The 11898-nt window shown below is 64.6% G+C and carries 9 protein-coding genes; 3 read left to right on the top strand and 6 right to left on the bottom strand.

Features of this window, described 5'->3' with window-relative positions:
* Positions 1 to 111: 111 nt before the first annotated feature.
* From LXM55_RS11695 to LXM55_RS11685, 3 genes are all read right to left on the bottom strand, one after another.
* Positions 112 to 2532, bottom strand: a complete 2421-nt coding sequence (locus tag LXM55_RS11695) for a glucose/quinate/shikimate family membrane-bound PQQ-dependent dehydrogenase (RefSeq protein ID WP_233320499.1) — start codon at positions 2530 to 2532, stop codon at positions 112 to 114.
* 117 nt (positions 2533 to 2649) lie between these two features.
* Entirely contained in the window at positions 2650 to 4023 is a 1374-nt protein-coding gene (locus tag LXM55_RS11690) for a carbohydrate porin (protein WP_233320523.1), read from the bottom strand.
* Positions 4024 to 4251: 228 nt separating this feature from the next.
* Complete coding sequence (locus LXM55_RS11685) at positions 4252 to 5454, bottom strand: benzoate/H(+) symporter BenE family transporter (RefSeq protein WP_233320498.1); 1203 nt, start codon at positions 5452 to 5454, stop codon at positions 4252 to 4254.
* Positions 5455 to 5763: 309 nt separating this feature from the next.
* Here LXM55_RS11685 and LXM55_RS11680 point away from each other — a divergent pair, with 309 nt between their 5' ends.
* The gene (locus LXM55_RS11680; protein ID WP_233320497.1) at positions 5764 to 7152 is read left to right on the top strand and encodes an aminotransferase-like domain-containing protein; all 1389 of its coding nucleotides are present in this window, start codon (positions 5764 to 5766) and stop codon (positions 7150 to 7152) included.
* A 60-nt stretch (positions 7153 to 7212) separates the two neighbouring features.
* Here the strand turns inward: LXM55_RS11680 and LXM55_RS11675 are convergent, their stop codons facing one another.
* The gene (locus tag LXM55_RS11675) at positions 7213 to 9252 is read right to left on the bottom strand and encodes a TonB-dependent receptor (protein ID WP_233320496.1); all 2040 of its coding nucleotides are present in this window, start codon (positions 9250 to 9252) and stop codon (positions 7213 to 7215) included.
* Between the two features lie 265 nt (positions 9253 to 9517).
* Between LXM55_RS11675 and LXM55_RS11670 the strand changes: the two genes are divergently transcribed.
* Together LXM55_RS11670 and LXM55_RS11665 are read left to right on the top strand one after the other, a co-directional pair.
* Positions 9518 to 9748, top strand: coding sequence for a VF530 family DNA-binding protein (locus tag LXM55_RS11670; RefSeq protein ID WP_019093117.1), 231 nt, complete (start codon positions 9518 to 9520; stop codon positions 9746 to 9748).
* 8 nt (positions 9749 to 9756) lie between these two features.
* A complete protein-coding gene (locus LXM55_RS11665; protein WP_233320495.1) occupies positions 9757 to 10425 on the top strand; it encodes a Pr6Pr family membrane protein in 669 nt (222 codons plus the stop codon).
* 6 nt (positions 10426 to 10431) lie between these two features.
* Here the strand turns inward: LXM55_RS11665 and LXM55_RS11660 are convergent, their stop codons facing one another.
* Positions 10432 to 11217, bottom strand: a complete 786-nt coding sequence (locus LXM55_RS11660; protein ID WP_233320494.1) for a siderophore-interacting protein — start codon at positions 11215 to 11217, stop codon at positions 10432 to 10434.
* Entirely contained in the window at positions 11214 to 11792 is a 579-nt protein-coding gene (locus LXM55_RS11655; RefSeq protein WP_233320493.1) for a PadR family transcriptional regulator, read from the bottom strand. The genes LXM55_RS11660 and LXM55_RS11655 overlap by 4 nt, the downstream gene beginning before the upstream one ends.
* Between the last annotated feature and the right edge of the window lie 106 nt (positions 11793 to 11898).

Here is an 11898-nt window from a genome sequence, read left to right as displayed (position 1 = left end):
GAGGCTTGAGGCTTGAGGCTTGAGGCTTGAGGCTTGAGGCTTGAGGCTTGCCGATAAAAAAGGGGCGGCTACCCCCAGGTAGCCGCCCCTTTCTAACACTGGCAGTGGTGCTTATTCCGCCAGTTTGTAGGCAATGATGTAGTCGCCCATCTTGGTGCCCAGGGAGCCGTGGCCACCTACGACCACCAGGACATACTGCTTGCCGTCCTTGCCGGTGTAGCTCATCGGCGTGGCCTGGCCGCCCGCTGGCAGGCGGGATTTCCACAGTTCCTTGCCGTTTTTCACGTCATAGGCGCGGATGTACTGGTCCAGGGTGCCGCTGAGGAAGCCCACGCCACCGCCGGTGACCATGGAGCCGCCCATGCTCGGTACGCCCATCGGCAGGCCGATCGGGATTGGCGAGCTGTCGCGGCTGGTGCCGTTCTTGTGCTTCCACACCACTTTGTTGGTGGTCAGGTCGATACCGGCCACGTAGCCCCAGGCCGGTGCCTGGCAGGGTACGCCCAGAGGCGACATGAACGGGTGCATGATCACCGCGTAAGGTGCGCCGGTGTTGGGTTGCACGCCCGAGGTTTCGCTTTCGCGCTTGCTGCCGGCGGCCACTTCGGCACGCGGCACCAGCTTGGAAACGAAGGCCATGTAGTTCGGGCTGGTGAACAGCAGTTGACGGACTGGGTCCAGCGAGACGCTGCCCCAGTTGAACACGCCGACGTTACCCGGGTAGATCAGGCTGCCCTGCACCGATGGCGGGGTGTACTGACCTTCATAGCGCAGTTCCTTGAACTGGATGCGGCACAGCATCTGGTCGAACGGCGTGGCGCCCCACATGGCTTTTTCATCCAGTGGCGGTGGCAGCAGGTTCAGGTCCGAGCGGGCCTGGGTCGGGGCGGTGTGGTCGCCTTCGACCGCGCCGGTCGGGGCCGGGATTTCCTGGATCGGTACGATCGGGGTGCCGTCGCGACGGTCCAGCACGTACAGGCTGCCTTGCTTGGTCGGCTGGATCAGCGCTGGCTTGACGCCGTTCGCGGTCTTCATGTCGAGCAGGGTCGGCTGGCTGCCCACGTCCATGTCCCACAGGTCGTGGTGGGTGAACTGGTAGTTCCAGCGCAGCTTGCCGGTGTCGATGTCCAGGGCCACGGTGCCGGCGCTGAATTTCTCGGCGCCCGCGGTGCGGTTGCCGCCCCACTGGTCAGGCATCTGGTTGCCCAGTGGCAGGTAGACCATGCCCAGCTTCTCGTCGACGCTGGCCAGGGACCACATGTTCGGCGAGTTGCGGGTGTAGGTCTTGCCTTCCGGCAGGGGAGCGGTTTCGTCGGGGTTGCCCGAATCCCAGTTCCACACCAGGTGACCGTCGTGCACGTCGAAGGCGCGGATCACGCCAGAAGGCTCGTTGGTCGATTCGTTGTCGGTGACGTGGCCGCCGATGATCACCAGGTTGCGGGTGATGGCGGCCGGCGAGGTGGAGTAGTAGCCGCCCGGGGTGAACGGGCCGATACCGGCCTTGAGGTCCACGGCGCCCTTGTTGCCGAAGTCTTCACAGACCTTGCCGGTGTCGGCGTTGATGGCGATCAGGCGCGCATCGGCGGTGGGCAGGAACAGGCGACGCGGGCAGCTGGCGGCGATGGCCTGGCCCGCTGGGGACAGGGTCGCCGGCTGGCTGATGGCGTCGGAGTTCTTGTAGTTGGCTTCGTCGTAGTACGACACGCCACGGCAGGTCATGTGCGCCCAGCCACGGAAGTCGTCGCCGTTGGGGCCTTGGATCTGCGGGTCGAAGCGCCAGATTTCCTTGCCGGTGTCCGGGTCCAGTGCCAGCACCTTGCTGTGGGCGGTGCAGGCATAGAGCATGCCGTTGACCTTCAGCGGGGTGTTCTGGTTGGTGATTTCCACCGGGTCCTTGGCGGTCGGCATGTCGCCGGTGCGGATGCGCCAGGCTTCCTGCAGCTTGCCGATATTGCCCGGGGTAATCTGCTTCAGCGGCGAGTAGCGGTCACCGAATTCGGTACGGCCATAAGCCTGCCATTCACCGTCGGGCATGGCCGGGGCGGTGCTGGTCATGTTGGCGCTGTCGCGACCCAGGTCGCCGGAGATTTCACCAGGGTGGGTGAACTGGCTGCCAATGGCGGCGCCACCGGCCAGGACCACGGCCACGCTGAGGGCGGCGGTGCCCACTGGAGCCGGGCCATTGCGCAGCAGCGGACGGCGGAACCAGGGCAGCAGCAGGACCACGCCGAGGGCGAACCACAGCGACAGGCGTGGCACCAGTTGCCACCAGTCCAGGCCGATTTCCCACAGCGACCAGACGGTACTGGCGAACAGCACCAGGGCGTACAGACCCAGCGCCGCGCGTTTGCCGGCCAGCAACAGCAGGCCGGTCAGCGTCAGGCCGATACCGGCCAGGACGTAGTACAGCGAGCCGCCGAGCATGCTCAGCTTGATCCCCCCGGCCAGCAAGGCCAGGCCCATTAGCAGCAGCAAGATCCCGAGCAGGCCTGGCAGCAGGCGGCTCGGACTTGAAGCACCCTCAGTGCTCATAGTGTGGTTCTCCGTGACGTTAAGAGTGGACCCGCGCTTGTTCACTGTAGATGACGATCAGGCGCGGGCTTGGTTCAGCTGAAAACTGTAAATCGACTGTTCTGCTGCCTTGGGGCTTCAGAACGAACTCTGGATCTTGATCCCGCCAATCAGCGCGTCGTCCACCTGGCTCACGCCACCGGGATGACGGATGTACTGCAGGTTGGGGCGCACGGTCAGCCAGTTGGCCAGGTGCACGCCGTAGTACAGCTCGGCGCTGTATTCGGTGTCCTGGGGCGGCAGGTAGCCCGGGTTGTCGTAGTCGTAGACAGCATGGGCCTGGTTGCTGGCCTGGGCGTTCTTGCGGTACGCCGGGTTGACGTGGATCCGCGCCAGGGCAAAGCCGATGTCGTCCTTGGCGCGGGCATCGAACAGGCCCTTGTAGACCAGGCCGGCCTGGACGTAGTTGTCGATGGCGTTGGTCTTCTTGTCGTGGGCGGTGATGTTGGCGAACAGGCTCAGGCCGCGGGAGTGGTCGCTGGCGACGCTGGTGACTTGCTGTTGCGCGCCGAACCACAGGCCGTGCTTGCTTGAGCTGCTGCGATAGGCTTCGCCGCTCAGGGCCGCGCTCTGGCCATTGCTGTCCTTGTACACGTCGCTGGCCTTGGCGCTGCTGTAGTAGTAGCCGGCGCGGTATTCACCGGCCAGTCCGTTGAGCTTGGGCGTCCACACCAGTTCCACCGGCAACAGGGTGCCCTGGGTGCCGCTGCCGCTGAGCTTGAAGCCGTTGTCGCGGTCCAGGTTCGACGGGTTCTGCTCATAGGCGCCGATCTGCGCGTAGACCTCGGGCGTGAGGTGGTATTTGACCCGCAGTGCCCACTGGCTGACCGGCCAGTTGTACCAGACGCTGCCGGCCCAGTTGCCCACCTGGGAACCGCAGAACGCCAGGTTCTGGAAGTCGCAGGGGAAACTGTTGAAGTCTTCGCCCTGGCCGAAGCGGCCGGCCTTGATGTCGAGCTTCTGGTCGAAGAATTTCTGCTGGTACCACATCTGCGTCAGGCGCCAGGTCTGGCCGCGACCCCAGACTTCCTGGGCCGAGGTGAAGCCGCCGACCCGCGGGTCGTTGATCCGGTCGTTGCTGATGTTGTCGCCGTCGCGCTTGGTCACGGTCAGTTGGAATTCGGCGTCGTCCCAGCCGAGGATCTTCTGCAGGTCCAGGTGGCTGCCGAAGGCAAACTGGTCGCTGTAGCGTGCGGTGCGGTCGTGGTCATAGCCGCCGTGCAGGTTCGAACCCATTTCGCCGACGTAGTCGACCTTGAAGTCGTAGCCCTTGTTCGCCAGTTCCGTGCGTGTGCCGTTCCAGTCGCCCAGCATCCAGGGCGAGTCGCTGTCGAAGGCCGGGGCGGCCTGGGCGCAGGCGGCAAACCCCAGGGCGCCGAGCAGGCTCAGGGTCTTGGGCAGGGCAACGGGAGTCAGGACAGCGCTGTCTTTTGAGCGCTGAAAAACGGGCATAGGCATTCGAGTCAGGTCTTTTTTCTAGGAATAGGCAGAAGCAAGGGCGCGGCACGTGGCATCGATACCGGTTGATCGAGGACGGCAGGCCACTGATTTCAAAGGGAAAGATGAAACGGTTCAGCTTTATTAGGGGGCTAAGGATAAAGCGCCCTCTCATCAAGAGAAAGCGCTTTTATCGACATGAACCGTTTCGGATTTGGTAACAGTCGCCAGGCCGGGGCGGGTTCAGCGTGGGGCGGTGGCCCCGGCGAGTTCGGGCTTGTGCCGGGTATAGCTGAGGGCGAAGTGCGCCACCAGGCCGAAGATCAACCCCCAGAACGCCGCGGCCAGGCCGAGGAAGCTCATGCCCGAGGCGGTGACCAGGAAGGTGATCAGCGCGGCTTCACGCTGTTTTTCGTCGGCCATGGCGCCGCTGAGCCCGGCGCTGATGGCGCCGAACAGGGCCAGGCCGGCCAGGGCCGCGATCAGTTCCTTGGGCAGGGCGGCGAACACCGAGGCCAGGGTCGCGCCGAAAATCCCCATGAGGATGTAGAACAGGCCGCAGGCGATCCCGGCGATGTAGCGCTTGTTCGGGTCTTCGTGGGCTTCGCGACCGGTGCAGATGGCGGCGGTGATGGCGGCGAGGTTGATGCCGTGGGAGCCGAAGGGCGCCAGCAGCGCCGACGTGATGGCGGTCCAGGACACGATCGAGCGCGCCGGGGTGGTGTAGCCGGCGCTGCGCATCACGGCCATGCCCGGCACGTATTGCCCGGTCAGGGTCACCAGGGCCAGGGGCAGGCCGATGTTGACGATGGCGTGCCAGTTCCACTCGGGGGCGATGAAGATCGGTTCGGCCAGCGCCAGGGTGATGGAGCCGCCGTTGAACTCGCCAAGGCCCGCGGCCATGGCGCAGCCCACCAGCAGTACCGCGAGAATCGCGTAGCGTGGCGAGCAGCGTTTGCCCAGCAGATAGGCGGCGATCATTGCCAGCACCAAGGCCGGTTGCAGGGTGACCGAAGTGAACAGCCCGGCGCCGAAGCGGAACAGGATGCCCGCCAGCATGGCCGCGGCAATGGCCTTGGGCAGACGGCTCATGAGCTTGTCGAAGGCCCCGGACAGCCCGACCACGGCGATGATCAGCGAGGCCACGACATAGGCGCCGATGGCCTGGGGCAGCGACACCGTGGGCAGCATCGACACCAGCAGCGCCGCGCCCGGAGTGGACCAGGCGGTGATCACCGGCACCTTCAGGCGCCAGCTCAGCAGCAGGCCGGTGAGGCCGCTGCCGATGGAGATGGCCCAGATCCAGGACGACACCTGGTCGCTGGGCAGATGGGCTTCGCGGGCGGCCTGGAACACGATGATCAAGGGGCCGGCGTAGGAAATGATCACGGCGATCAGGCCGGCGATCACGGCGGAGAGGGACAGGTCCTTGCTGAGACTGTGCATGGCATCTCGACTGGGCATGGGGTGGAGGAAGTTGAGTCGATTGAGTTGGCGCGGCTTGAGTGTATTTCAATGAATTGAATCGATTCAATTGTTTCTCAAGAAGGCCTTGCCGTTGTTGGGTTGATTTTATGAATAACATACTGATTTATAAGTATTTATTGTGATTATAAAAAATGCGATGAGCGTCTTTTAGCTGCCTGATTGGCCGGTTAATCGAATCAATACGTCGAATGAGTCGATGTTAAGGGGCGAGGCGTGCCTGTGATATGCTCCGGTCCACCTCAACGCAGCCGATGGTCATCAGCCTCCATGTGGGTTCCCCAGTTAAGCGAGTTCAATCAGCCGGTCTACCTGTCCATTGCCGATGCCCTGGCGCGGGATATCGGCAGCGGTTTGTTGAACGACGGTGATCGCCTGCCGACCTTGCGCGAGCTGGCGGTGACCCTGAACGTTACCCCCGGCACCATCAGCCGCGCCTACAGTGAAGCCCAGCGACGCGGGTTGGTGCAGGGCGAAGTCGGGCGCGGCACTTACGTGCTGGCGCAACCGCCGCTGGCGTTGCCGGAAGGCTCCAGCGCGCCGTCGCTGTCCCTGGGGCAATCCGAAGCCCTGGACCTGTCGATCATCAAGCCTTACAGCGAAACCCTGGAGTACTGGTTGCGCGGCGCGCTGGTGGGCATGGCCCGCAGCAGCGACTTCGGCCGCGCCCTGGACTACGCCCCTGATGGTGGCCACCCGGCCCATCGCGAAGCCGGTGCCCAGTGGTTGCGCCACTCCCTGCCCGAAGCCCATTGGCAACAGGTGGTGCTGACGGCCGGTGCCCAGCACGGCCTGATGGTGGCCATCAGCGCCTTGAGCAACGCCGGTGACCTGCTGCTCTGCGAGTCGTTGACCTACCCCGGCATCATTTCCGTGGCCCATGGCCTGGAACGGCGCCTGCGGGGCGTGGCGATGGATGAGGAGGGGATGCTGCCCGAAGCCCTGCGCGAACAGTGCCTGCGGGAAAAACCGGCGCTGCTGGTGTGTGTCGCCAGTTGCCAGAACCCCACCACGGCGATCATGTCGCCCCAGCGCCGGGCGCAGATTGCGGCGATTGCCGAGGAGTTCGACTTTCTGATCATCGACGACGATATCTACGGCTTTCTTGCCACCGACCCGTCGATCAAGCCGCTTTCCAGCTATGCGCCGCAGCGTTCGGTGTACCTCACCAGCCTGTCCAAGGCGATCATGCCGGCGTTGCGCGTGGGTTACCTCTACAGCCCGCCGAAGCTGCTGTCGCGCCTGAGCTCGATGGTCCGCAGCAGTGTGTGGATGCCGTCGCCCCTGACGGCGCAGTTGGCCAGCAATGTGATTGTCGAAGGCCTGGATCGCAAGCTGGTGCAGACCCAGCGCAGCGAAGCGGCGGCGCGCCAGGCGATTGCCCGGGAGGTGTTTGCCGGCTTGCAGATCCAGACTCAGCCCCACAGCTATCACCTGTGGCTGACCTTGCCGGAACCCTGGAGCGCTGATGAGTTCGCCACCCTGGCCCGGGCCAATGGGGTGCTGGTGATGAGCGGCAGCCAGTTCCAGGTGGAACGCGGCCTCAGCTCCCGTTGTGTGCGGGTGGTGCTGATGTCGCCCACCACCCAGGACGAGTTGCGATTTGCCCTGACTCAGCTGGCCAGCTTGATCGAGACCGATCCGCGCCGTTATCGCTGAGCCCTTCGCCGGCAAGGCTCCTACACGGATCTGTAGGAGCCTTGCCTGCGAACAGGGTCCTTAGAAGGTGGTGCGCAACCCCACTTCCACACTGCGCCCGGCAGCCGGCGCGATGTCCCGCAGGATCGAGCTGGCGTAGCGCACGGTCTGGTTGGTCAGGTTCTCGCCCTTGACGAAGGCCAGCCACTGGCTATGGCCGATGTCGAAGCGATAGCCGGCGCTGGCGCCAAAGGTGGTGTAGCCATCGGTGCTGCTTTCGTGGTCCGGCACCCGGCCCTGGCTGGCGGCATGCTGCACATCCAGGCGCGCCTGCCAGCGGTCCAGTTCCCACAGCAAACCGCTGTTCAGGCGCAGCGGGGCAATGCGCGGCAGGTCCTGGCCGTTATCCAGGTTCTTGGCCCGGGTGTAGTCGCCGGACAGTTCCAGGGCGAACTTGCCGTAGGAGCTTTCCCCCAGGGCCCAGCGATCCTGAGCCTCGATCCCGGCAAAGCGTGCCCGTACTCCGCTGTAGGCGTATTCCGCAATCCCGTCTGCATCTTCTTCGCCTTCATCGTTCAGGGTTCGCCCCGTGCCCAGCAGGCCGATGTAGTTGGAGAAGTGGCTGTAGAACACCCCGACGCTGCCTTTGTGGGTGCCGTTGTCAAAGCGCAGGGCCAGGTCGCTGGACACGGCCTTTTCCTTGGACAGCTGGGCGCTGCCCACTTCATAGGTGCCGGTGGCGACGTGGGCGCCATTGGCATACAGCTCGTAGAAGGTTGGGGCGCGTTCGGTGTAGCCCAGGGTCGCGGCCAGGGACCAGACCGGGGTCAGGGTGTAGACCGCGCCCGAGGACAGGCTGCCGGCGGTGAAGCTGCTGGACTTGTCGGCCTGGGCGAAGCGTGGGTTGCCTTTGCCATCCGGATCTACGGTGGTGTGTTCCAGGCGCCCGCCCAGGCTCAGCCGCAGGCGTTCGGTGGCTTGCAGCTCTTCGAGGATGAACAGCGCGCCGCTGTTGGTATCGGTCTGCGGCACGAAGGCTTCTTCGCCCAGGGCGGAGAACTCGTTGCGATTGACCTGGGCGCCGATCACCCCTTCCAGCGGGCCGAGGGGCTGGTGCCGGGCTTCGACCCGCGCTTCGTAACCCTTGTTCTTGAAGGTGGTGCCGGTTTCGCCGCCCTCGATCTCACGGTGTTGGTAGTCGGTGTAGCCCGCGTTGAACTTGAGCGAGCTGAACGGCCCCTGCAGGTTGCGCAGTTCCGAGGCGAAGGCGTAGTGGTCCTGCTTCATGCGGATGCGCACGTCGTCTTCGGCGGGGGAGCCGTAGTTGGAGTCGTAGTTGCTGTAGGACAGGCCGGCATAACCGTCGTCCCAGGTGTAGGAACCGCCGATGGCGCCGCCGTCCTGGCGCCCGTCGCTGTTGCCCAGGCGACCTTTCTTGCCATCGCCGTCTTCGCTGGCCGGAGCGTGGCGGCTGCGAGCGTAGCCGGGAATCTTCAGGTCATTGAACTGCCGCGAATTGGCGTCCAGGTGCAGGGCGAAAGTGCCGTCGCCAGCTTCCAGCTTGCCAGCGCTGCTGCGGGTGGTGTCGGCGCCGCCGTAGCGCAACTCGCCGGCGCCGTGAATCCCTTCGATGGCTTCGGTGGGAATGCGATTGTCGAAGCTGTTGATCACCCCGCCAATGGCGTTGCCGCCGTACAGCAGGGCCGCTGGGCCGCGGACGATTTCAATGCGCTCGACGTTCACCGGGTCCAGGGGCACCGCGTGGTCGTAGGACAGCGACGAAGCATCCAGGGCGCCGACGCCGTTCTGCAGGATGCGGATGCGGTCGCCGTCCAGGCCGCGAATCACCGGGCGGCTGGCGCCGGGGCCGAAGTAGGACGAAGACACCCCCGGCTGTTTGTTCAGGGTTTCACCGAGGCTGCCTTTCTGTTCCAGGGTCAATTGGTCGCCTTCCAGCACGGTGGTCGGGGCGGCCAGCTCGGTGCTGCCCAGGGGGTTGGCGGTGATGACCTGCTGGGGCAATTCCACGGCATGGGCCTGGGAGGCGAGCAGCAGTGCGGCGGACAGCGGCGACAGGCGCCACAGTAGGGAGCGAGAAGGGCGGGAGGCTGAGCGGGACATCGGTCATTCCTTGGCAAGCAGGGCGCTAGGCGCTTTGAGTCAGAGGACAGGCGGGACACGGGGGTGCCCAGAATGCGGGTGAGTTGTTATTGATTGATACAATATAACATCTCTTTTATCGCGAAAAGCTAGGAACTTTTTGCCCCTCATGCCCGAGCGCCGCACAGGCGGGCGCCGGCTACAGTTATTCAAGCGCTCTGGCGCGGGGGCATGCCCTCGGCTAAGGTGCGCGGCTTTCCCTCTTTTCTTCCCGCAAAGGCCTGGCATGACCGACACCCACACCGACCCGCTGCATGGCGTGACCCTGGAACAGATTCTCAAGGCGCTGGTGGAGCACTACGAGTGGTCGGGGCTGGCCGAGCGCATCGATATCCGCTGCTTCAAGAGCGATCCGAGCATCAAGTCGAGCCTGACCTTCCTGCGCAAGACGCCCTGGGCGCGGGAGAAGGTCGAGAAGCTCTACGTGAAGTTGCAACGCACCAAGCGCCCGCTTTAAGGAACCCCATGGCTGGCTTCTCGCTGCGGGGGCTGTTCACTCGGCGCGGCCTGATTGCCTTGGCGGCGATCCTTGGCTGGTTCGGGCTGACCGTCCAGCTGTACCTGATCCTGCTGCTGCGCTGGGAGGTCGGCGCCAGTCTGTTGGGCGGCCTGGTGAACTTCTTCAGCTTCTTCACCGTGCTCAGCAACACCCTGGTGGCCAGTGTGCTGACCTGCGCCCTGAACCTGCGGATATCCCGGGGGCAGGCATTCATGCTCAGGCCGGCGGTCAGTGGCGCGGTGGCGGCGAGCATTGTCGTGGTGGGCTTGGCCTACAGCCTGCTGTTGCGTCACCTGTGGCACCCCCAGGGCTGGCAATGGCTGGCCGATGAGTTGCTGCACGATGTGATGCCGCTGCTGTTTTTACTCTATTGGTGGTGTTGCGTGCCCAAGGGCGGGCTGCGGCTCAAGCACATCGGTCTGTGGATGCTCTACCCGGTGCTGTATTTCGCCTACCTGCTCTTGCGCGGAAATCTGCTGGGGCTGTACCCCTATCCCTTCATTGCCGTGGACAAGCTGGGGTATCCCCGGGTGTTGCTCAATGCCCTGGGGATATTGGCCGGGTTTGTCCTGGTGTCCCTGCTGTTGCTGGGCTTGGACCGCTGGCTGGGCAGGCACCAATCCCAGCCCCGGTAGGCGGGGTTATTCCGCTTCGCTGCTGTCCAGGCGCCAGTAACCGGCGGCCTTGACGAATTCGTCGTTGAGCCGGTGTTCATCCAGCAGCACCCGACGAAGCTGGCGCGACACTTTGCTCTCGGTGGCCACCCAGGCGTAGAGCGTGCCTTGCGGCATCTGCAACTGACGCACGGTGCTGAGCAGGTCCTGCCCGCCACCGTCACGTTCGACCCAGATCACCTGCACCTCGGCGGCGCTCTCCAGGGGCTGACGTTCGGCGGCGTCCTGCACCTCGATCACCGCCAGCACCCGGCGGCCGGCCGGCAGTTCTTCCAGGCGCCGGGCAATGGCCGGCAAGGCGGTTTCGTCGCCGATCAATAGGTAGCTGTCGAAGATGTCCGGCACGATCATCGAGCCCCGGGGGCCGCCGATGTGCAGGAACTGCCCCGGCCGAGCCTGTTCGGCCCAGGTCGAGGCCGGGCCGTCGCCGTGGAGCACGAAGTCGATGTCCAGTTCGCCCAGCTCCAGGTCGTAGCGACGTGGGGTGTAGTCGCGCATGGCGGGCATCGGGCCGCTGTCCTTGCCCGGGCCCAGCACCAGGGTTTCCAGGGCGGCTTGCTGTTCGGCGTTCTGCGGGAACAGCAGCTTCACATGGTCGTCGCTGCCCAGGCTGATGAAACCGGCCAGCTCGGGCCCGCCGAGGGTGATGCGGCGCATGCGCGGGGTCAGGTCGACGACGCGCAGGACCTCCAGGCGCCGGCGCTTGATCTCGTGCATGACCCGGTGAATGGACAGTTCTGGGCTGGCAGTCATTGGCTTTTCTCCTGGGCAGGGGGGGGGAGGGGGCCATCGACAATGGCCTTGGCGGTGTTGTTCAGCAGGTCGCGCACCCGGAGGATTTCTTCCGGGCTCCAGCGGCCGTGGTGCATCTGCAGGGCGTGGCGCAGGTTGTGCACCGCCTCGTGGATTTCCGCAGGGCGATCATGCCCGCGCAGGGAACGCTTGCTGACTTCGATGCGCATGCGCACGCCGTCCAGGGCGATAGCTTGTTCCTCCAAGGACAGACGTCCGGCGTCGGTCACGCTGTAGCGCTTTTTGCCGCCTTCGGCATCGCCCTGGATCATTTCGCTTTCTTCCAGGAAGGTCAGGGTCGGGTAGATCACCCCGGGGCTGGGGCTGTAGGCGCCGTCGAACATGCTTTCGATCTGGCGGATCAGGTCGTAGCCGTGGCAGGGCTGCTCGGCGATCAGCGCCAACAGCAGCAGTTTCAGGTCGCCGGGGGCGAAGACCCGGGGCCCGCGGCCACCGCGTTCGCGGCCGGGGCGGCGTTCGAAAATCTCATGGCTGTCCCCGTGTTCACGATGGGGGGGATGGTGATGCTCGCTCATTTTCTCTTTCTCCGTTTCGATTTAGACATAACTTAAGATATATCTTAAGAGGGGCGCAAGTTTTTCTGCCCACGGCAAAGCCGCCGTTGGTCGGAGAACGGGAGTC

Source organism: Pseudomonas sp. Au-Pse12 (genome assembly GCF_021341665.1).
Classification (GTDB): domain Bacteria; phylum Pseudomonadota; class Gammaproteobacteria; order Pseudomonadales; family Pseudomonadaceae; genus Aquipseudomonas.
Note: the sequence above shows the minus strand (reverse complement) of the source record. Positions and strands in the feature narration are given on the sequence as shown.